The organism is Stutzerimonas azotifigens DSM 17556 (assembly GCF_000425625.1).
Lineage (GTDB): Bacteria > Pseudomonadota > Gammaproteobacteria > Pseudomonadales > Pseudomonadaceae > Stutzerimonas > Stutzerimonas azotifigens.
Map to the genome: position 1 here is coordinate 76535 of NZ_AUDU01000028.1, position 21033 is coordinate 97567.

The 21033-nt window shown below is 68.0% G+C and carries 20 protein-coding genes and 1 tRNA gene; 10 read left to right on the forward strand and 11 right to left on the reverse strand.

From position 1 onward, the window contains the following. Window positions 1–44: 44 nt before the first annotated feature. On the reverse strand, window positions 45–458 hold the full coding sequence (locus H610_RS0102955; protein WP_028238292.1) for a CBS domain-containing protein: 414 nt from the start codon (window positions 456–458) through the stop codon (window positions 45–47). Between the two features lie 40 nt (window positions 459–498). Further along, entirely contained in the window at window positions 499–924 is a 426-nt protein-coding gene (locus H610_RS0102960) for a DUF2267 domain-containing protein (RefSeq protein WP_236614259.1), read from the reverse strand. 234 nt (window positions 925–1158) lie between these two features. Between H610_RS0102960 and H610_RS0102965 the strand changes: the two genes are divergently transcribed. Beyond that, window positions 1159–3465: a xanthine dehydrogenase family protein molybdopterin-binding subunit gene (locus tag H610_RS0102965; RefSeq protein ID WP_028238294.1), complete on the forward strand. Its 2307-nt coding sequence runs from the start codon at window positions 1159–1161 to the stop codon at window positions 3463–3465. Between the two features lie 198 nt (window positions 3466–3663). Here the strand turns inward: H610_RS0102965 and H610_RS0102970 are convergent, their stop codons facing one another. Then, window positions 3664–4119 (reverse strand): DUF305 domain-containing protein, encoded by a 456-nt coding sequence (locus H610_RS0102970; RefSeq protein ID WP_028238295.1) that lies wholly within the window; start codon window positions 4117–4119, stop codon window positions 3664–3666. A 349-nt stretch (window positions 4120–4468) separates the two neighbouring features. Between H610_RS0102970 and egtD the strand changes: the two genes are divergently transcribed. Next, on the forward strand, window positions 4469–5437 hold the full coding sequence (gene egtD, locus H610_RS0102980; protein WP_028238296.1) for an L-histidine N(alpha)-methyltransferase: 969 nt from the start codon (window positions 4469–4471) through the stop codon (window positions 5435–5437). A gap of 715 nt (window positions 5438–6152) precedes the next feature. Here the strand turns inward: egtD and secB are convergent. Genes secB through H610_RS0102995 form a run of 3 tightly spaced genes read right to left on the reverse strand, consistent with a single transcriptional unit; the run spans window position 6153 to window position 7357 of the window. After that, on the reverse strand, window positions 6153–6650 hold the full coding sequence (secB, locus tag H610_RS0102985; RefSeq protein ID WP_028238297.1) for a protein-export chaperone SecB: 498 nt from the start codon (window positions 6648–6650) through the stop codon (window positions 6153–6155). A gap of 36 nt (window positions 6651–6686) precedes the next feature. Further along, window positions 6687–6941, reverse strand: a complete 255-nt coding sequence (gene grxC / locus H610_RS0102990) for a glutaredoxin 3 (protein WP_028238298.1) — start codon at window positions 6939–6941, stop codon at window positions 6687–6689. Window positions 6942–6943: 2 nt separating this feature from the next. Beyond that, window positions 6944–7357 carry a rhodanese-like domain-containing protein gene (locus H610_RS0102995; RefSeq protein ID WP_028238299.1) on the reverse strand — a complete coding sequence of 138 codons (414 nt, stop codon included), beginning with the start codon at window positions 7355–7357 and terminating at the stop codon, window positions 6944–6946. A 138-nt stretch (window positions 7358–7495) separates the two neighbouring features. Here H610_RS0102995 and gpmI point away from each other — a divergent pair, with 138 nt between their 5' ends. The 3 genes from gpmI (at window position 7496) to H610_RS0103010 (ending at window position 11854) form a co-directional block, all read left to right on the forward strand. Continuing rightward, window positions 7496–9031 (forward strand): 2,3-bisphosphoglycerate-independent phosphoglycerate mutase, encoded by a 1536-nt coding sequence (gene gpmI / locus H610_RS0103000; protein WP_028238300.1) that lies wholly within the window; start codon window positions 7496–7498, stop codon window positions 9029–9031. 196 nt (window positions 9032–9227) lie between these two features. Beyond that, window positions 9228–10481, forward strand: a complete 1254-nt coding sequence (locus tag H610_RS0103005; protein WP_028238301.1) for a murein hydrolase activator EnvC family protein — start codon at window positions 9228–9230, stop codon at window positions 10479–10481. A gap of 23 nt (window positions 10482–10504) precedes the next feature. Further along, complete coding sequence (locus H610_RS0103010; protein WP_028238302.1) at window positions 10505–11854, forward strand: S41 family peptidase; 1350 nt, start codon at window positions 10505–10507, stop codon at window positions 11852–11854. 33 nt (window positions 11855–11887) lie between these two features. Here the strand turns inward: H610_RS0103010 and H610_RS0103015 are convergent, their stop codons facing one another. The 5 genes from H610_RS0103015 to hisB all read right to left on the reverse strand — a co-directional run bounded on the left by H610_RS0103015 (window position 11888) and on the right by hisB (window position 16633). Next, entirely contained in the window at window positions 11888–12634 is a 747-nt protein-coding gene (locus H610_RS0103015; protein ID WP_028238303.1) for a substrate-binding periplasmic protein, read from the reverse strand. A gap of 1017 nt (window positions 12635–13651) precedes the next feature. Next, entirely contained in the window at window positions 13652–14422 is a 771-nt protein-coding gene (gene hisF, locus H610_RS0103020) for an imidazole glycerol phosphate synthase subunit HisF (RefSeq protein ID WP_028238304.1), read from the reverse strand. A gap of 109 nt (window positions 14423–14531) precedes the next feature. Then, window positions 14532–15275: a 1-(5-phosphoribosyl)-5-[(5-phosphoribosylamino)methylideneamino]imidazole-4-carboxamide isomerase gene (gene hisA, locus H610_RS0103025; protein WP_028238305.1), complete on the reverse strand. Its 744-nt coding sequence runs from the start codon at window positions 15273–15275 to the stop codon at window positions 14532–14534. 126 nt (window positions 15276–15401) lie between these two features. Then, the gene (gene hisH, locus H610_RS0103030; protein ID WP_028238306.1) at window positions 15402–16040 is read right to left on the reverse strand and encodes an imidazole glycerol phosphate synthase subunit HisH; all 639 of its coding nucleotides are present in this window, start codon (window positions 16038–16040) and stop codon (window positions 15402–15404) included. Beyond that, the gene (gene hisB / locus H610_RS0103035) at window positions 16040–16633 is read right to left on the reverse strand and encodes an imidazoleglycerol-phosphate dehydratase HisB (protein ID WP_028238307.1); all 594 of its coding nucleotides are present in this window, start codon (window positions 16631–16633) and stop codon (window positions 16040–16042) included. Before hisB ends, hisH begins: the two co-directional genes overlap by 1 nt. 122 nt (window positions 16634–16755) lie before the next feature. Here hisB and H610_RS0103040 point away from each other — a divergent pair, with 122 nt between their 5' ends. The 5 genes from H610_RS0103040 to H610_RS0103060 all read left to right on the forward strand — a co-directional run bounded on the left by H610_RS0103040 (window position 16756) and on the right by H610_RS0103060 (window position 20998). Beyond that, window positions 16756–17154, forward strand: coding sequence for an acetyl-CoA sensor PanZ family protein (locus H610_RS0103040; protein WP_028238308.1), 399 nt, complete (start codon window positions 16756–16758; stop codon window positions 17152–17154). Window positions 17155–17281: 127 nt separating this feature from the next. After that, window positions 17282–19504 carry an AsmA family protein gene (locus H610_RS0103045; protein ID WP_028238309.1) on the forward strand — a complete coding sequence of 741 codons (2223 nt, stop codon included), beginning with the start codon at window positions 17282–17284 and terminating at the stop codon, window positions 19502–19504. Next, a complete protein-coding gene (gene mutY / locus H610_RS0103050; RefSeq protein WP_028238310.1) occupies window positions 19501–20568 on the forward strand; it encodes an A/G-specific adenine glycosylase in 1068 nt (355 codons plus the stop codon). The genes H610_RS0103045 and mutY overlap by 4 nt, the downstream gene beginning before the upstream one ends. Then, on the forward strand, window positions 20565–20837 hold the full coding sequence (locus H610_RS0103055) for an oxidative damage protection protein (protein WP_028238311.1): 273 nt from the start codon (window positions 20565–20567) through the stop codon (window positions 20835–20837). The genes mutY and H610_RS0103055 overlap by 4 nt, the downstream gene beginning before the upstream one ends. Before the next feature lie 85 nt (window positions 20838–20922). Then, window positions 20923–20998 (forward strand) — tRNA-Phe (locus tag H610_RS0103060). The last annotated feature ends 35 nt before the right edge of the window (window positions 20999–21033 follow it).

Genomic DNA, 21033 nt, shown 5'->3' on the forward strand with positions numbered 1-21033 from the left:
GACAGAGGCTCGGCGAGCGACCGGCCCGCCGAGTCTGGCGTCGATCAGACGCCCTGGGAAATACCCGAGACCGCCTTTCCGGCCGTCTGGTCGTTGGCTGCGACGGCGACGTCGGCCAGCGCGATGATGCCCACCAGGCGCTTGTCCCGGTTCACTACCGGCAGGCGATGCAACTGGACGTCCGCCATGTTGTGGGCGATCTCCTGAATGTCCTGGTCATCGAAGCAGTACTTGACGTCATTGGTCATGACTTCACGGACATTGGTATCGGGACCCTTCCCTTCGCAGACGGCCCGCGTGACGATGTCGCGATCGGTGACCATGCCGACCAGCCGCTCGCCATCGCTGACCGGCAGCGAGCCGACGTCGCCGTCAGTCATCATTTTCGCCGCATCGCGGATCGTGGTTTCGGGGCGGACCATCCTCACTTCGCGGGTCATGCATTCAGCGACTTTCATAGGTGACCTCCGGGCGCCGCGCAGCGCCGTTGATGAGTGGCTACGCGGCCTGTCTGGGCCACAGGTCGCGCATCTCGGCCGGAAACATCCCGGCCAGCTTTTCCGATTCCCTCGGCTCGATATGGCGAGCCAACACCTCGAACACCGCCTTGGCCGCCTGTTCCGGATCGACCTCGAGGTTGGTCACCGCACCATGGACCTTGGCCATGAAGGCTTCGCGCGTACGCTCCCTGCTCGGCGTCTCGGCGGGATGGAAGCCGTCGTAGAAGATTCCACGGATCAACACCGGCAACTGCGCGGAAAGATGCGCCGCGTTGTCCGTGCCGATGCGATCTCGCAGGCTGATCAGCACCGCGCGCAAAGCCTGGTAGGCCTCTTCCTCGCTGCCCGTTCCCAGCCGCTCGCTGATTTCGTTGAGCCAGATTTCGGTCTGCTGGACCGTCCTGCCCAGCACTTCGACGTTCATGGGCATCGTCTCGACTCCTCTTTTGTGAAGGGCAGGCCGATGGACCCGGTGCCTTCGGTGACGTTCGAGCGGGCCGGCGACCTTCCCGATGAGCGCTAGAACTGCCCGCCGCTCATCCGCCCCGGAGATTTCCTGGAACGCCGTCAGTCCCGCATGGCCGAATGAAAACCGATCAATGGCGCAACCCGCCGTCGTTCCATCGTCGATCCGCCCCCGCCACGGAGACCGCCGCCCATGACGCGCCCGTCACCCAGCTCCCCACGCCGCCTGGATGGGCGCGCCAAGGTCACCGGCCAGGCACGCTACGCCGCCGACCTCGCTGACGACGCCGCCAATGCCGAAGAAAAGCGAACCGCCCATGCCGCCGTGGTGCAGAGCACGCGCGCGAGCGGCCGCATTCTCGCCATCGACACGGCCGCTGCCTGCGCCATGCCCGGCGTGCTGCTGGTGATGACGCACCTGGACGCGCCGCGTCTCAAACCGATCCAGACCCTGCCGGGCGGCGAGCTCGGTCGCTTCCTGCCGCTTCAGGACATCCACCTGCACTACAACGGCCAGCCGCTCGCCGTGGTCGTCGCCGACACCCGGGAGCAGGCGCGTTACGCCGCCTCGAAAGTCCAGGTCCGCTACGGCCCGGCCGAGCGCGAGCCGCTGTTCGCGCTCGACGAGGCGCATGCCGAACGGCCCGAGAAGGTCGGAGCCGGCGAGCCGGGCGTCACCGAACGGGGCGATCCGGATGCCGCCTTCGCCCAGGCTGCCGAGCGGCTCGACGAAAGTTACGAGACGGTGCCGCAGCATCACAACGCGCTGGAACCGGGCGCCGCCGTCGCCGCCTGGGATGCTGAGGGCCGGCTCACCGTGCACACCGCCACCCAGTACTCCTACGGCGACGCCTACGCGCTCGGCCAGGCCTTCGACCTCGGCTTGCGGAAGCCCTTTGCCGAGGTGATGAAAAGTGGCGAGGCCGAGTCCGGCCTCGACGGCAAGGTACGATTGATCGTCCCGTTCACCGGAGGCGCCTTCGGCGGCAAGAAGGGCAATCTGCACCCGTTGCTGGCGGCGATGGCCGCCAGGCGCGCGGGACGGCCGGTCTCGCTCGAACTGACCCGGCGCCAGACGTTCTCGCTCATGCCGTTTCGCGGCGGCACCCGTCAGCGCATCAGGCTCGGCGGCAACGCCGACGGGCGTCTCTCGGTGCTGATGCAGGACGCCCTGATCCAGAACTCGACGCTCTCCAATTTCATCGAGCCGGTGGGCGAGATGACCCCCAAGCTGTATGCCTGCGAGCACCTGCGTACCTCGCACCGGGCCGTGGAAATGGACATCAACGCGCCGAGCTGGATGCGCGCACCGGGCGTGGCGGTCAGTCAGTTCGCCATCGAGAGCGCCATGGACGAATGGGCCCATCGCCTTGGCCTCGACCCACTGGAGTTGCGCCTGCGCAACTACGCCGAAGTGGAGCCGCAGGGCGGCCAGCCCTGGTCGAGCAAGTCCTTGAGTGAATGCTACCGGCTGGCCGCCGAGCGGATCGGCTGGAACGCACGGGCCAGAGGCATCGGCGCGATGCGCGAGAACGGTCGTTGCATCGGCTACGGCATGGCCACCGCCGTCTACCATGTGGCGCAGATGCCGGCCTCGGCACGGGTGCGACTGAATGCCGACGGCACGGCAGTGGCCGCTTCCTCGACCCATGAAATCGGCCAGGGAGGCGCGACCGCGCTAACCCAGATCGCCGCCGAGGCGCTGGGGCTGCCGCTGGAACGGGTGACGCTGGAGTGGGGCGACACGCGCCTGCCCTACAGCTCGCTGACGGCCGGTTCCTCGACCACCCTCAGCCTGGGCGCGGCCATTGGCGCCGCGGCCGACCAGTTGCGCCAGCAGCTCGCCGAGCGGGCGGTGAAGGATGCCGCCTCCCCGCTGCACGGCCTGCCGGCCGAGAGCCTGAGGCTGCACGACGGCGCACTGCAGGCCGGCGACGGTCGGCGGGAGAAGGTCAGCGAACTGCTGCGCCGCCAGGGGCTCGACGGGCTCGAGGCCCAGGCCAGTACGGCCTCGCAGATCGGCAAGCCGGTGTTCGGTCGTGGCGCCTTCGGCGCGCAGTTCGCCAGGGTCGCAGTCGAGCCGCTGACCGGAGAGATTCGCGTTCAGCGCCTGGTCGGCGCCTTCGCCTGCGGCAGGCTGATCAATCCGCTGCTGGCGCGCAGCCAGCTTATGGGCGGCATGGTCTGGGGACTCGGCCAGGCATTGTTCGAACAAAGCCGGCTCGATCCTCGCAACGGCCGCTGGATGAACGCGGACCTGGCCGAGGCACTGGTCGCGACCCAGGCCGACGTGCCCGACATCGAGGTGCTGACGATCGAGGAAGACGACCGCCGCGGCCATCCCCTGGGCGTCAAGGGCCTCGGCGAGATCGGTGTGGTGGGCGTGGCGGCGGCGATCGCCAATGCGGTGTTCCATGCTACCGGCAAGCGCATCCGCTCGCTGCCGCTGTCGCCGGACAACTTGCTCGACGCAACCTTCATGCCCAGGGCTGAACGCTAGGCTCGGCCACGGGCCTGGTCCCGGCTCAACGGCAGGATCGGTGCCCCATGCAAGGCGGGCGCACGGTCGCTCAGCGGCAAGCGCCGGCGCAACCGTTGCCAGGTAACCGACCCGCAGCCCCTGCCGCGGCCTGGCCCGAGTCTGCGAAGGCCGCGACCGGTGGGCTTCCCGCGGTGTACGCACACCGGCGCCGGCCCATCAGTCACGCCTCTCGAGATCGTCGATCAGCGCCTTCATTTCCGCTATCTCCCGCCGCTGCGCCTCGATGATTCCATCGGCGAGCTTGCGGACCCGCGGATCGCTTATTCGCGCGCGCTCGCTGGTCATGATCGCGATGGAATGGTGCGGAATCATCGCCTTCATGTATTCCACGTCGCCAACCGTGGCCTGGCTCCTGACCAGCCACAGCGCCAGCACGAAAACCAGGGCGCTCCCGGCGTAGATGGCGATGTTGAGCCGGGTGTTCCTGTACATGCCCGACATGAAGGCGAGCATGATCACCGCCATGACCGAGCCCATCACCAGCGCCATCCAGCTCCGCGTTTCGCTCCAGAGAACATGCTCGAGCGCATAGGTGTTGAGGTACATCAGGCCGAACATGACCAGCGTGGACGTAGCGATCATGGCGGCAAAGCGCCAATAGGACATGTGCATGTCGATCCTTTTCCATCGTGGGGAAACGCCTCGACCAGGCTCCGGTGCCGCCTGTCGAGCGATTGCATCGTTATGGATGGACCTGGCGACAGCTTCAGGGTGCAGCGCATTCGAGCGTTATGAAATCGCAATCTGGCAGGCGAGCGCGACGATGCCTGAAAGGCCCCCGCCCCCCGAGAACGGCGATGGAAGCGCTCGCCGCCGGAGGGCGACCGGCGGTCATGCGGCCTGAACCTCCTCCGGATGCTTCCGGTCGTACCCAACATGCTCTCGATGCAGTGGGCAAACCATAATGTCCAGCCTGCCCGGCAGGCTGGCGCTCGCCTCCACTTGCCAAGGAAACCCGAGCATGGCCCTCGCCATTCGCTTCCATGACCAGCTCGCCGGAACCAGTCAGTCCTCGCTGCGCGACGAAACCCTCGCCGGCTTCGCCGCCACCCCGAAGTGGACCTCGCCGAAATTCTTCTACGACCAGCGCGGCTCGGAACTCTTCGAAGCCATCACCCGCCAGCCCGAGTACTACCCGACGCGCACCGAGGAGCTGATCCTCACCCGGGCCGCCGACGAGATCGCCGCCATCGCCGGGCCGGAGGCGGACCTGATCGAGTTCGGCAGCGGCGCCAGCCGCAAGGTGCGCCTGCTGCTCGAGGCCCTGCAGCCGGCCAGCTACCTGGGCATCGACATTTCCGAGGACTTCCTGCGCAGCAGCACCCAGCGGCTGGCGGCGGATTACCCCTGGCTGGACGTGCACGCCCTGTGCGCCGACTTCTGTACCGAACTGCACCTGCCCCGGGGCTTCGACAGTGCCTGCCCGCTGGCCTTCTTCCCCGGCTCGAGCATCGGCAACTTCACCCCGACCCAGGCGCAGCAGTTCCTCACCCGCCTGCACAGCCTGCTGCCGCCGGGCGGCGGCCTGCTGGTCGGGGTCGACCTGGTGAAGGACCGGGCCGTGCTGGAGGCCGCCTACAACGACGCCGCCGGCGTCACCGCGGCGTTCAACCTGAACCTGCTGGAACGCATCCGCCACGAGCTGGACTGCGACATCGAGCCGTCACGCTTCGTCCACCGGGCGTTCTTCAATCAGGCGCAGTCGCGCATCGAGATGCACCTGGTCAGCCCCGAGCCACAGGTCGTCACCCTCGAGGGCCGGCGGTTCCGCTTCGCCGCCGGCGAGAGCCTGCACACCGAGAACTCCTACAAGTACAGCCTCGACGCCTTCGCCGCCCTGGCCCGCAGCGCCGACTTCGACAGCGTCGCGCAGTGGACCGACCCGGATGCGCTGTTCAGCGTGCACTACCTGCGTCGCCGCCAGGCCTGAACACGGCGCCTTGCAGGAGCGAGGGACGCCGAGCTCCTGCTCGCGAAAGCAGGGCGCGCCACGCGCTTTTGTGTGTGGGGTCTTGATCGCGATCACGGCCTCCGCAGCACAGCCCTTTCACCGCCAGCCCCCATCACCCTGCAAGCCACCTGCGCCGGGGCGACGGGAATGTGCGTGAGCGCCGATATCGAATGGCTGCGTCGGCATGGCCAAACGCCTCTCGTAGGAGCGAGCTTGCTCGCGAATGCACTTCTTTGGGGGGGCTTGACCGCGGACGATACCCGCCAGGTCGCAGGCAGAGCCTGCTCCTGCAGGTGTTCGTCGCAGCGCCTGGCGGCGGGCTTTTCCCTTCTCCCTCCGGGAGAAGGTGGCCCGCAGGGCCGGATGAGGGAAGCGTGCACAGCGCCCTCACCCCCAACCCTCTCCGGAAGTAGAGGGTGTTTTTCAGCGTTGGTACGCGGCAACGTGCGCGCCCGGTTCGCGGCGGACTCCGATGCCATAACGAAAACCCCGCCAGTCGGCGTAATGCCGTTCACTTAGGCAAGCTCGCCCCGAGGTCGGGCCTCCCACGAAAGCGGAGTTGCCCGCCGAGCCCTGTGGGAGGCGCGCCCTCGCGGCGATGCAGGCCGTAGGCCTGCCCGAGGCCAAGGGTCCATCACTTAAGTGAACAGCATTGCGCCAGTCAGCGGGGTTCGTCTGGCACCTGAACGCGGGCTCAGTGCTGCGACGGCGTCGGCGCGGCGGTGGCCTGCTGCTGGGCGCGGGCCATTTCCTGGGCATAGAGCGCGTCGAAGTTCACCGGCGACAGCATCAGCGCCGGGAAAGAGCCGCGGGTGACCAGGTTGTCCAGCGCCTCGCGGGCATAGGGGAACAGGATGTTCGGGCAGAAGGCGCCGAGCGTGTGGCTCATGGCCGGGGCCTCGAGACCCTTGATCAGGAAGATGCCGGCCTGCTGTACCTCGGCGATGAAGGCCACTTCGTCACCGGTCTTGACCGTCACCGAAAGGGTCAGCACCACCTCGTGGAAGTCGCCCTCCAGCCCTTTCTGGCGGGTGTTCAGGTCGAGCGAGACGCTCGGGTTCCAGTCCTGGCGGAAGATTTCCGGGCTCTTCGGAGCCTCGAACGACAGGTCGCGCACGTAGATCCGCTGCAGCGAGAACTGCGGGCCCTGCTGCTCGTTGGCCGCGGCGCCGTTGGTAGCTTGTTCAGTCATTTCCTTGCCTTCTTGTCGTGCAGATGTTGGGTGGCGTCAGCCGGCGAGCATCGGATCGAGCCGGCCGGCGCGTTCGAGCGCGTAGAGATCGTCGCAGCCGCCCACATGCTGCTCGTCGATCCAGATCTGCGGCACCGAGGTGCGCCCGGCCATCTCGGTCATCTTCGCGCGCAGGTCGGGCTTGCCGTCGACCTTGATTTCTTCGTAGGCCACGCCCTTCTTCTCGAGCAGGCTCTTGGCCCGGATGCAGTAGGGACACCAGGCAGTGGTATAGATGACGACTCTGGACATGTTCACTTGACCACGGGAAGGTTGTCACCGCGCCAGCTGGCAATCCCTCCGGACAGCTTGGCGGCCGTGAAGCCTGCCTTCTGCAACTCCCGGCAGGCGGTTCCGGCGTGCTGGCCCATGGCGTCGACCACGATGAGGGTCTTGCCACGGTGCTTTTCCAGCTCCGCAATTCGGCTGACCAGCTTGTCGTGGGGAATGTTCAATGCGTCGACGATATGCCCGCCGTCGAACTCCTTCTTCGCCCGTACGTCCAACACCACGCCTTCGCCACTGTTGACCTTCTGCGTCAGCTCGCGATTGCTCAGGCTCTTGCCGCCCTTGAGCAGCTCGGTGACCAGCAGCAGGATCAGCAGGACCACGAACAGGCTGCTGAGTACATAGTGGTTAATGGCAAATTCAATCAGTTGCGAGAGCATTAACGGATGTCCGGGGAATAAAATGCCGGCCAGTATACACAGCGCCCCCGGCCGGGCGAACCCTGGGGCGGATGACGCTCCGGCGGTCTGCCAGTAGACTTGCCGCCCTCTTCGGACCCCCAGCAAGGAGCCAGAACCATGCCTGCCGCGCCCAAACCCCTGGTACTGATCATCCTCGACGGCTTCGGGCATAGCGACAGCCCCGAATCGAACGCCATTCACGCCGCCCGCACGCCGGTCTACGACCGTCTGCTGGCGACCCAGCCGCACGGCCTGATTTCCGGCAGCGGCATGGACGTCGGCCTGCCCGACGGACAGATGGGCAACTCCGAAGTCGGCCACATGAACCTCGGCGCCGGCCGCGTGGTGTACCAGGATTTCACCCGGGTGACCAAGGCCATCCGCGACGGCGAGTTCTTCGACAACCCGACCATCTGCCAGGCGGTGGACAAGGCGGTGGGCAACGGCAAGGCCGTGCACATCCTCGGCCTGCTGTCAGACGGCGGCGTGCACAGCCACCAGGACCACCTGGTGGCGATGGCCGAACTGGCCGCCAGGCGCGGTGCCGAGAAGATCTACCTGCATGCCTTCCTCGACGGCCGCGACACGCCGCCGAAGAGCGCGCAGAGTTCCATCGAGCTGATGCAGGCTACCTTCGGCCGCCTCGGCAAGGGCAAGGTCGCCAGCCTCATCGGCCGCTACTTCGCGATGGACCGCGACAACCGCTGGGATCGTGTCGAGCAGGCCTACAACCTGATCGTCGACGGCCAGGCCGAGTACCGCTCGGACTACGCGGTGGACGGGCTGATCGCCGCCTACGAGCGCGGCGAGAGCGACGAGTTCGTCAAGGCCACGGTGATCGGCGAGCCGGTCCGGGTCGAGGATGGCGACGCCGTGGTGTTCATGAACTTCCGCGCCGACCGCGCCCGCGAGCTGACCCGCGCCTTCGTCGAGGACGATTTCACCGGCTTCACCCGCAAGCGCCGCCCGCAGCTGGCCGGTTTCGTCATGCTCACCCAGTACGCCGCGACCATCCCGGCGCCCTGCGCCTTCGGCCCTTCGGAACTGCACAACGTGCTCGGCGAATACCTGGCGAAGAACGGCAAGACCCAGCTGCGCATCGCCGAGACCGAGAAGTACGCGCACGTGACCTTCTTCTTCTCCGGCGGCCGCGAGGAGCCGTTCGAGGGCGAGGAACGCATCCTGATCCCGTCGCCGAAGGTCGCCACCTACGACCTGCAGCCGGAGATGAGCGCGCCCGAGGTCACCGACCGCATCGTCGAAGCGATCGAGCAGCAGCGCTTCGACGTCATCGTGGTCAACTACGCCAACGGCGACATGGTCGGCCACACCGGCGTGTTCGAGGCCGCGGTCAAGGCCGTGGAGTGCCTGGACGGCTGCATCGGCCGCATCACCGAGGCGCTGGCGAAGGTCGGCGGCGAGGCGCTGATCACCGCCGACCACGGCAACGTCGAGCAGATGTCGGACGAATCCACCGGCCAGGCGCACACCGCGCACACCTGCGAGCCGGTGCCCTTCATCTATGTCGGCCAGCGCCCGGTGCGCATCCGCGAAGGCGGCGTGCTCGCCGACGTCGCCCCGACCATGCTGACGCTGCTGGGCCTGCCGGTGCCGGAGGAAATGACCGGCAGGACGATCGTCGAGCTGGGCTGAAGGCTGTAGGGCTGGAGGCTGGAGGCTGGAGGCTGGAGGCTGGAGGCTGGACGAGGTGGTGGCGTGCCAGCCTTCCGAGCCAAGCGAGGCCACGGGCTTCGTTAGTTGCGCAACCCGTCCCGCCTTATAGCCTTCCAGCGCTTTTCCTCGATGTTTTTCGGCATACTACCGCCGTCCAGTTTCCCGGTACGCCCCCATGTCCCGCTTGTTACTCGCACTCTTCCTGGCCTGCCTGCTGGGCCCGGCCGCGGCGGATGACCGCGATGCCACGCGCCAGCAGATCGAGGCCGCGCGCAAGGACATCGCCGAGCTGCAGAAGCTGCTCAAGCAGATCGAGCGCGAGAAGTCCGGCGTGCAGAAGGAGCTGAAAAGCACCGAAACCGAGATGGGCCAGCTGGAAAAGCAGGTCGACGAGCTGCAGCTCGAACTGCGCAAGAACGAGCAGGAGCTCGACCGGCTGGAGGAAGAGAAGACCACCCTCGAGGGCGCCCGGCTCGAGCAGCAGCGACTGATCGGCATCCAGGCCCGCGCCGCCTACCAGAGCGGCCGGCAGGAATACCTCAAGCTGCTGCTGAACCAGCAGAGCCCCGAGAAATTCAGCCGCACCGTCACCTACTACGACTACCTGAGCAAGGCGCGCTTCGAGCAGGTCGCCGCCTTCAACCAGACGCTGGACCAGCTGGCCGTCGTGGAGACCGAGATCCAGGCCCGCAGCAACGCCCTGGCCGAGCAGAAGGCCGGCCTCGAGGACCGCCAGGCGCGCCTGGCCGAGGTCCGCCAGGAGCGCAAGCTGGCGCTGGCCAAGCTCGAGCAGAACCTGTCCAGCCGCGAGCGCAAGCTGCAGGCGCGCCAGCAGGAGCGCGCCGAGCTCGAGCGGGTGCTCAAGACCATCGAGGAAACCCTGGCGCGCCAGGCACGCGAGGAAGAACTGGCCCGCCAGCGCGCGCTGGCCGCGGCGCGCGAGGCCGAGCAGCGGCGCCAGAGCGCCGCTGCGCCGGCTGCCTCCGGCCCGCTGGTGAGCGGCAGCGGCGCGGTGTTCGGCGGCCCCTTCGCCGAGGCCAAGGGCCGCCTGCCATGGCCGGTCGACGGCCGCCTGGTGGCGCGCTACGGCACTCCGCGCGGCGGCGACGCTCGAAGCAAATGGGACGGCGTGCTGATCGGCGCCGCCGCCGGCACCCCGGTGCGCGCCGTGCACGGGGGCCGCGTGGTGTTCGCCGACTGGCTGCGCGGGGCGGGGCTGCTCGTCATCCTCGATCACGGCAACGGCTACCTGAGCCTCTATGGGCACAACCAGAGCCTGTTGCGCGACGCCGGAGAGATCGTCAAGGCGGGTGATCCGATCGCCACCGTGGGGACCAGCGGTGGCCAGGAAACCGCCGCACTGTATTTCGCCATTCGCCAGCAGGGCCGCCCCAGCGACCCGGCGCAATGGTGCCGCGCGCAGGGTTAGCGCGCCCATACTTGGAGTTCGACATGCAGCATTTGCGTCGCTTTGCCCGTCCATCCTCGCTTGCCCTGGCCCTGCTCGCCGCCCTGCACGGCGGCGCCCACGCCCAGGAGGAGGCGGTGCCCGCGGATATCCCGGCGCCACCGGCGCTGGCGTCGCCGGGCAACAAGGCGCCGCTGCCGCTCGACGAGCTGCGCACCTTCACCGAGGTGCTCGATCGGATCAAGGCCGCCTACGTCGAACCGGTGGACGACAAAACCCTGCTGGAGAACGCCATCAAGGGCATGCTCAGCAACCTCGACCCGCATTCGGCCTACCTCGAACCCGAGGCCTTCGCCGACCTGCAGGAGACCACCAGCGGCGAGTTCGGCGGGCTGGGCATCGAAGTCGGCATCGAGGAGGACGGCTTCATCCGCGTGGTCGCACCGATCGACGACACGCCGGCATCCAAGGCCGGCCTCGAGGCCGGCGACCTGATCGTCAAGATCGACGGCCACCCGACCAAGGGCATGACCATCATGCAGGCGGTCGAGCAGATGCGCGGCAAGCCCGGCACCGAGGTGTCGCTGACCCTGGTACGCGAGGGCGGCAAGCCGTTCGACGTCACCCTCACCCGCTCCAACATCAAGGTCAAGAGCGTCAAGAGCCAGCTGCTCGAGCCGAACTACGGCTACCTGCGCATCACCCAGTTCCAGGTCGCCTCCGGCGAGGAAGTGGCCAAGGCGCTGGCGAGCATGCGCAAGGAGAACGGCGGCAAGAAGCTCGAGGGGCTGGTGCTGGACCTGCGCAACAACCCCGGCGGCGTGCTGCAGTCGGCGGTGGAAGTCGCCGACCACTTCCTCACCAAGGGGTTGATCGTCTACACCAAGGGCCGCATCGCCAACTCCGAGCTGCGCTTCTCCGCCGACCCGGCCGACGCCAGCGAGGGCGTTCCGCTGGTGGTACTGATCAACGGCGGCAGCGCCTCGGCTTCCGAGATCGTCGCCGGCGCCCTGCAGGACCACAAGCGCGGCGTGGTGATGGGCACCGAGAGCTTCGGCAAGGGCTCGGTGCAGACCGTGCTGCCGCTGAACAACGATCGCGCGCTGAAGCTGACCACCGCGCTCTACTACACCCCCAACGGCCGCTCGATCCAGGCCCAGGGCATCGACCCGGACATCCGCGTCGAGCGCGCCCGCCTGACCCGCGAGGAAGGCGGCGCGCAGGGCGTGCGCGAAGCCGACCTGACCGGGCACCTGGGCAATGGCAACGGCGCCCCGGACCGCCCGAGCGCCACCCAGGTGGTCAGCGACTCGCCGCGCCCGCAGGACGACGACTACCAGCTCGGCCAGGCGCTGACCCTGCTCAAGGGCCTGAACCTCACCCGCGGGCAGTGACCGGCTGACGGGCGCCTGACGGCGCCCGGCGACTCAGAGGTAGCGGCGCTTGATCTGCTCGACGGTGCCGTCGGCGCGCATCTGGTTCAGCGCGGTCTGCAGGCGCTCGATCACCTCGTCCGGGGTGTCCTTGTTGAAGGCCAGGTAAAGCTCGGCGTCACTGAAGCGCAGCGCCGTCTCCAGCCCGCTCACCCCTTCCTGCCTGGCCAGGTAGGGCCCCACCGGATCGGTGGTCGCCCACAGGTCGATCTCCCCCCTGACCAGCTTGCCGACGTTCATCTGGTCCTGCAGGGCGTTCACCGGCTGCAGGCCCTGGCTCTCCAGGTGCTGGCTGACGGCGTCGTTCTTGTAGGCGCCCACGCGGTAGGTGGCCGCCTCGGCGAGGCTGCCCAGGCGGATGCCGCTACCCGGCTTGGCGAGCAGCACCCAGCCGGTGCCGGCAAGCGGCCCGACCCACTTGAACAGCGGCTTGCGCTCCTCGGTGAAGGTGGTGGAGAACAGCGCGTGGTTGGGCTGCTGCAGGGTCTGGTTGTAGATGCGACTCCAGGGAAAACGCAGCGCCATCTGGTAGGGCACGCCGGAACGCCTGAACATCTCCTGCACGATCTCGGTGTTGATGCCGGTAATGTTCCGTTCGTAGGCGAAGTTTTTCGCATCCTCGGCCATGTTGAAGGGTGGGAAGTTCTCCGTCTGCATCACCACCCGGTAATCGACGGGCAGTTCGGCGTGCGCCTGGATGCAGAGCAGCAGCAGGGCTGCCGTGAAGATCGGTTTCAGCATGGAACGCTCCTTGTGAGTTCACTTCGCCGCTCGGCGTCACCCCCTCCGCTGGGTGCCGCGAGCGCCGCTCGTGCAAAGCAAGATGCGAACCATGGCTGTATTCGGGCCGCCTGTGGCTGCTACAGCTCCTTTGTGGCGCGGGCCGGAACGGGCGCCGGGAACCCCGCCGCGCGCCGACTGTGCGCCAGCGCGGCCTGCCGAAGAACCAGGGTGCACCCCGAAGGCGCACCGACGAGCGGAGCTCCCAAGACGCAGGTGGGGCCGGACGGCGTTCCGCTTCAGCGCACCATGTTGCGCCTGCGCTAGCCAGCATTGGTGGGCTGAAGCCCACCCTACGGTGCCCCTACGTTTAGCCGAACAGTTCGTTGGTTTGGCGAAGGCTTCCCTCATCCGGCCCTGCGGGCCTTCTCCGAGGGAGAAGGGAAGGCACCGCGGCCGGCGCCCTGTAGGAGCAGGCCCTGCCTGCGACCGCGCCGGCACTACACCCACGCAGGCTGGATTGAATCGCACGGCGCTAGCCAGCATTGGTGGGCTGAAGCCCACCCGGTGCCTATGGTCAGCCGAACAGTTCGTTGGTTTGGCGCGGGCTTCCCTCATCCGGCCCTGCGGGCCTTCTCCGGGGGAGAAGGGAAGGCACCGCGGCCGGCGCCCTGTAGGAGCAGGCCCTGCCTGCGACCGCGCCGGCACTACACCCACCCAGGCTGGATTGAATCGCACGGCGCTAGCCAGCATTGGTGGGCTGAAGCCCACCCGGTGCCTATGGTCAGCCGAACAGTTCGTTGATTTGGCGCAGGCTTCCCTCATCCGGCCCTGCGGGCCACCTTCTCCCGGGAGGAGAAGGGAAGGCACGGCGGCCGGCGCCCTGTAGGAGCAGGCTCTGCCTGCGACCGCGCCGGCAGCGGTCCGTCGGGACTCCCGTCACATTTTCATTTCGCCCGTTGGTGGGCTGAAGCCCACCCTACGGGTGCAATTCGCGTAGCTGCGACGCCAAGGACGCAGTTCGGCCCGAGGAGTGCTTCAGCGCACCACGATGCCGCGCGCCGCCATGAAGGCCTTGGCTTCCGGCACCGTGTATTCGCCGAAGTGGAAGATGCTCGCCGCCAGCACGGCGTCGGCCTTGCCTTCGAGGATGCCGTCGGCCAGGTGCTGCAGGTTGCCGACTCCGCCCGAGGCGATCACCGGGATGCCCAGCGCTTCGCTGATGGCGCGGGTCACACCCAGGTCGTAGCCGCTCTTGACGCCGTCCTGGTCCATGCTGGTGAGCAGGATCTCGCCGGCGCCGAGGTCTTCCATCTTCTTCGCCCAGGCCACCGCATCGAGCCCGGTGGGCTTGCGTCCGCCGTGGGTGAAGATTTCCCAGCGCGGCGTTTCGCCCGGCGCCGAGACCTTCTTCGCATCGATGGCGACGACGATGCATTGCGAGCCGAAGCGCTGCGCGGCCTCGCCGACGAACTCGGGGTTGAACACCGCGGCGGTGTTGATGGAGACCTTGTCGGCTCCGGCGTTGAGCAGGTTGCGGATGTCCTGCACGGTGCGCACGCCGCCGCCGACGGTCAGCGGGATGAACACCTGACTGGCCATGCGCTCGACCGTGTGCAGCGTGGTGTCGCGGTTGTCCACGCTGGCGGTGATGTCGAGGAAGGTGATCTCGTCGGCGCCCTGCTCGTCGTAGCGCCGGGCGATCTCCACCGGGTCGCCGGCGTCGCGGATGTTCTCGAACTTGACGCCCTTGACCACGCGGCCGTTGTCCACGTCGAGGCAGGGGATGATTCTCTTGGCCAGCGCCATGGGTGGATCTCCGTTAGCCCTATTGCCAGCAAATCGCTGGAGGTTAGAGGCTTGAAGGCTGAACGAAAGAGCAGCACGCTCCTCGTCCAGCCTTCAGCCTCCAACGCTTTTACTCGTCTTTCATCCGAAGATCACAGACCGCCTGCGCCTCGGCCACGTCCAGCGTGCCCTCGTAGATCGCGCGGCCGGTGATGGCGCCGATGATGCCGGGGGCGTTGGCGTCGAGCAGGGCCTGGATGTCGCCGATGTTGTGGATGCCGCCGGAGGCGATCACCGGGATCTTCGTGGCATTGGCCAGGGCCGCGGTGGCCGGCACGTTGCAGCCCTGCATCATGCCGTCGCGGGCGATGTCGGTGTAGACGATGGCGGCCACGCCGTCGGCCTCGAAGCGCCTGGCCAGGTCGATCACCTGTACCTGACTGACCTCGGCCCAGCCATCGGTGGCGACGAAGCCGTCCTTGGCGTCCAGCCCGACGATCACCTTGCCGGGGAAGGCGCGGCAGGCCTCGCCGACGAACTCCGGCTCCTTCACCGCCTTGGTGCCGATGATCACGTAGCTGACCCCGGCGCGCACGTAGTGCTCGATGGTCTCCAGCGAGCGGATGCCGCCGCCGATCTGGATCGGCAGGTCCGGGTAGCGCTCGGCGATCGCGGTGACCACCTCGCCGTTGACCGGCTGGCCCTCGAAGGCGCCGTTGAGGTCGACCAGGTGCAGCCGCCGGCAGCCGGAGGCGACCCAGCGCGCGGCCATGCTCACCGGATCGTCGGAGAATACCGTGGACTCGTCCATCCGGCCCTGGCGCAGACGCACGCAGGCGCCGTCCTTCAAGTCGATTGCGGGGATGATCAACATCGGAACTTCTTCCTCAAAAAATCGGGACTGTCTGATTCGCTGGAGGCCATAGGCTGGAGGCTGGACGAAAAGCGGCTCGATCGACGTCCAGCCTTCCAGCGTTCAGCCTCGCGCGCAGCGCCGTCCTTACCAGCGCCCATCCCACGCCGCGAAGTTCTGCAGCAGCTGCAGCCCGTGGGTATGGCTCTTCTCGGGGTGGAACTGGGTGGCGAAGCGCGAGCCGTCGGCCAGGGCCGCGGCGAAATCCTTGCCGTAGTGGCCGCGGCCGACCACCTGGCGCGGGTTGCCCGCCTCGACGTAGTAGCTGTGCACGAAATAGAAGCGCCCGGCCTCCGGGATGGCGTGCCAGAGCGGGTGGTCGATCGCCTGGCGGACCTCGTTCCAGCCCATGTGCGGCACCTTCAGGTGCTCGCCGTCCTCGTGCAGGTTCTTGCCGAAGAAGCGCACCTGGCCGGGGAACAGGCCGATGCAGTCGATCCCGCCGTTTTCCTCGCTGCGCTCCATCAGCGCCTGCATGCCGACGCAGATGCCGAGGAACGGGCGGTCGACGCTGACCTCGCGCACCAGGCGGTCGAAGCCCAGGCGGCGGATCTCCGCCATGCAGTCGCGGATCGCCCCGACGCCGGGAAAGACGATGCGGTCGGCCTCGCGAATGGTCTTCTCGTCGCTGGTGATCAGCACCCGGCCGGCGCCGACGTGCTCGAGCGCCTTGCCCACCGAGTGCAGGTTGCCCATGCCGTAGTCGATGACGGCGACCGTCTGCATCACAGGCACCCTTTGGTCGACGGCATCTGCCCGGCCATGCGCTCGTCGTGCTCGACGGCCATGCGCAGCGCCCGGCCGAAGGCCTTGAACACCGTCTCGATCTGGTGATGGGTGTTCTGCCCGCGCAGGTTGTCGATGTGCAGGGTCACCTGGGCATGGTTGACGAAGCCCTGGAAGAATTCCTGGAACAGGTCCACATCGAAGTTGCCGACCACCGCACGGGTGTAGGGCACGTTCATGTGCAGGCCCGGACGCCCGGAGAAATCGATCACCACGCGCGACAGCGCCTCGTCCAGCGGCACGTAGGCGTGCCCGTAGCGGCGGATGCCCTTCTTGTCGCCGATGGCCCTGGCGAAGGCCTGGCCGAGGGTGATGCCGACGTCCTCGACGGTGTGGTGGTCGTCGATGTGCAGGTCGCCCTTGCATTCGAGGTCGATGTCGATCAGCCCGTGGCGGGCGATCTGGTCGAGCATGTGCTCGAGAAAGGGCACGCCGATGGCGAACCGCGCCTTGCCGGTGCCATCCAGATTGATCGAGGCCTTGACCTGGGTTTCCAGCGTGTTGCGCTCGACGAACGCCGTACGATCGGCCATCACCTGCTCCACAAAAAGCGATCGGGAAAAAGGCTGCCATTATAGGCCCCGCGCACAGGCCCCGGCTACCGGCGGGCCGCCGCCGGGTTTACACTGGCCGGCCCGCCCACCGGAGCCCGCCCATGCCCGTTTTCGTCGAAACGGTCACCGCACCGTCCGCCCAGGATCGGGTCGACCTGGCGAAGATCTACGCCGACGCGCCGGCCTGGCTGCTGACGCCCTACCCCGACGCCGAGGCGCTGATCGAGGCCGCGCTGGCCGACGGCTCGCTGCTCGCCGGGCGCTTCAACGACCGCCTGCTCGGCGCCGCGCGGCTGCAGCGGGGGGACGACTGCTGGCGGCTGTCGCACCTGTGCGTGCGCCGGATCACCCGGCATCGCGGCGTCGGCCGGCGCCTGCTGGACGAAGCCCGGCGCCTGGCGAACGAAGGGGGCAGCACGCTGGCGCTCGCCGCCCCGCCCGACCACCTGGAAGCCCGTGCCCTGGCCGCACGCACCGGCCTGCCGCTCGAGCCGCTTTGAGCACGCAGGCACAGACGGGAACCGTGCGGCGCACACCAGCTCAAAGCAATCTGCCATCAAGCGCGTGCAAAGGAGAGCCGAGGCTATACTCGGCCCGCTCAAAAAACATTCAACACAAGGATCCGTCATGAAAGCGCTCGGCAAGATCCTGGGCCTCGTCCTACTCGGGCTGCTGCTGATCATCGTGGCGCTCGGCTTCGCCCTGACCCATCTTTTCGACCCCAATGACTACAAGGACGAAATCCGCCAGCTCGCCCGCGACAAGGCCGGGCTGGAGCTGACCATCAACGGTGACATCGGCTGGAGCCTGTTCCCCTGGCTCGGCCTCGAACTGCACGACACCACCCTGGCCGCCAGCCGCACGCCGGACCAGCCGTTCGCTGACCTGCGCATGCTCGGCCTGTCGGTGCGGGTGATGCCGCTGCTGCGCCGCGAAGTGCAGATGAGCGACATCACCGTCAACGGCCTGAACCTGACGCTCGCCCGCGACGAGCAGGGCCGCGGCAACTGGGAAGGCATCGGCGAACCGCCGCAGCCGGCCGAGGGCACCGCCAGCGAACCCGCGCCAGCCGAGCAGCCCGAGGTGCGCGAGGAAACCGCGGACACCGGGCGCCGGCCGCTGCGGCTGGACATCGACAGCCTGACCGTGAGCGACGCCCGGGTCACCTACAGCGACGCGCGCAGCGGCCAGCAGCTCAGCGCCGAGGGCATCCACCTGACCACCGGCGCCATCCGCGAGGGCGCGCCGGTGCCGGTCAAGCTGGACGCCTACTTCGGCAGCAACCAGCCGGTCATGCGCGCCCACACCGAGTTGCAGGGCACGCTGCGCTTCGACAACGGCCTGCGCCGCTACCAGTTCGAGAACGCGCGCCTTTCCGGCGAGGCCTCGGGCGAACCGCTCGACGGCAAGACCCTGGCCTTCACCGCCCAGGGCGAATTGCTGGTCGACCTGGCGGCGCAGATCGCCGAATGGAACGGCCTGAAGTTCACCGCCAACCAGCTGCGCGGCCTCGGCGAGCTGAAACTGCGCGAGCTGCAAAGTGAGCCCAAGCTGGCCGGGGCGCTGACCATCGCCCAGTTCAACGGCCGCGAGTTCCTCCAGGGCGTCGGCCAGCAACTGCCGCCGATGGCCGACCAGAACGCGCTGGGCCGGGTCGAGCTGGTCACCCGCCTGGCCGGCACGCAGAAGAGCCTGACCTTCGAGGAAATGACCCTCAAGGTCGACGACACCACCCTCACCGGCAACCTCGGCATCGCCGATTTCGCCAGCCAGGCGCTGCGCGTCACGCTCAAGGGCGACCGCCTCGACCTGGACCGCTACCTGCCGCCGCCGAGCGCCGAGGACAAGGCCAGCAGCGCGGCGCGCCAGCGCGACGTATCCAGCGCCGAAGCGGCCGTCGGCAGCGGCACCACGCCGCTGCCGGACAAGCCCACCGCGATGGCCTGGAGCGACGAGAAGGTGCTGCCGGTCGACACCCTGCGCCGGCTCGACAGCCAGCTGGCGGTCAACCTCGACCAGCTGACGCTGAAGAAGCTGCCGCTGGAGGCCTTCGCCCTGCGCGCCGGCAGCAAGGGCGGGCTGCTGAACCTCGACGAGGCGCACGCCAACCTGTTCGGCGGGCGCCTGGACGCCAACGGCCAGCTCGACGTGCGCCAGGCGCTGCCGCTGCTGTCGCTGCAGACGCGCATCGCCCGCGCGCCGGTCGAGCGCCTGCTGACCAGCCTGGAGCAGAAGCCGGTGGTCAAGGGCCTGCTGAACATGGACGCCGACCTGCAGACCCGCGGCGACAGCCAGCGCGCCTGGGTCGACAACCTCAACGGCAAGCTCGCCTTCGTGGTCGACAACGGCGTGCTGGTCGACGCCAACCTCGAACAGCAGCTGTGCCGGGCCATCGCCACGCTCAACCGCAAGACGCTGGAAAGCGAGCCGCGCGGGCGCGACACGCCGTTCCGCAGCCTGCGCGGCAGCCTGCGGCTGACCAACGGCGTGGCGCAGAATCCCGACCTGCGGGCCAGCATTCCCGGGCTGACGGTCAACGGCGCCGGCGACCTCGACCTGCGCACGCTGGGCATGGACTACCGCGTCGGCATCGTCATCGAGGGCGACAAGGGCGAGATGCCCGATCCGGCCTGCCAGGTCAACGAGCGCTACGTCGGTCTGGAATGGCCGCTGCGCTGTCGCGGCCCGCTGGAACTGGGCGCGCGCGCCTGCCGCCTGGACCAGGACGGCCTCGGCAAGATCGCCGCCACCCTCACCGGGCAGAAGCTCACCGAGAAGCTGGAAAAGGAATTCGGCGACAAGGTGGCCCCGGACCTCAAGGACGCGCTCAAGGGGCTGTTCAACCGATGAGCCCCGAGCAGTTCGGCCAGGCGGTCCTGCAGTGGTACGACCGCCACGGCCGCAAGGACCTGCCCTGGCAGCAGGACATCACGCCGTACCGCGTCTGGGTCTCGGAGATCATGCTGCAGCAGACCCAGGTCGCCACCGTGCTCGGCTATTTCGACCGCTTCATGGCCGCGCTGCCCACCGTGCAGGCGCTCGCCGCCGCCTCGGAAGACGAAGTGCTGCACCTGTGGACGGGGCTGGGCTACTACAGCCGCGCGCGCAACCTGCAGTGCACCGCGAAGCTGGTGGTCGAACAGCACGGCGGCGAGTTCCCTCGCGACGTCGAGGCGCTCGCCGAACTGCCGGGCATCGGCCGCTCCACCGCCGGCGCCATCGCCAGCCTCAGCATGGGCCTGCGCGCGCCCATCCTCGACGGCAACGTCAAGCGCGTGCTGGCCCGCTACGTGGCGCAGGAGGGCTATCCCGGCGAGCCGAAGGTGGCGCGCCAGCTGTGGGAAACCGCCGAGCGCCTGACCCCGCAGCAGCGGGTCAACCACTACACCCAGGCGATGATGGACCTCGGCGCCACGCTCTGCACGCGAAGCAAGCCGACCTGCCTGCTCTGCCCGCTGCAGCAGGGCTGTCGCGCCCACCAGTTGGGCCGCGAGGGCGCCTTCCCGGCGCCCAAGCCGCGCAAGGCACTGCCGCGCAAACGCACGCTGATGCCGCTGCTGACCAACCGCGACGGCGCGGTGCTGCTCTACCGGCGGCCCTCGACCGGCCTCTGGGGCGGCCTCTGGAGCCTGCCCGAGCTGGACGACCTGACCGGCCTCGACCCGCTCGCCGCCCGCCATGCCCTGCGGCTCGGCGAACGCCGTGAACTGCCGGCGCTGACCCACACCTTCAGCCATTTCCAGCTGGCCATCGAGCCCTGGCTGGTCGAGGTCCAGGGCGCCGCCCCCGCCGTGACCGAAGCGGACTGGCTCTGGTATAACCTCGCCACCCCGCCGCGCCTGGGCCTGGCCGCCCCGGTCAAGACACTGCTGGCCCGCGCGGCCACCGAACTCATTGCTGGAGACCTGCCATGACCCGCACCGTGCTTTGCCGCAAGTACAAGGAAGAACTGCCCGGGCTGGACCGTCCGCCGTACCCCGGCCCGAAAGGCGAGGACATCTACAACAACGTGTCGAAGCAGGCCTGGGACGACTGGCAGAAGCACCAGACCATGCTCATCAACGAGCGCCGGCTGAACATGATGAACGCCGAGGACCGCAAGTTCCTCCAGGCGGAAATGGACAAGTTCCTCTCCGGCGAAGACTACGCACAGGCCGAAGGCTACGTGCCGCCGAGCCAGTGACGACGCTAAACGCCCGTCCTGGCTAAATATTTTTCCGGGCTCCGCTTGACAGTCGAAAGCCAAATCCGTTTAATGGCGCCCCGTTGCCCAGGTAGCTCAGTTGGTAGAGCAGGGGATTGAAAATCCCCGTGTCGGCGGTTCGATTCCGTCCCTGGGCACCACCACATAGAAGCCCCTGATTCCGCAAGGACTCAGG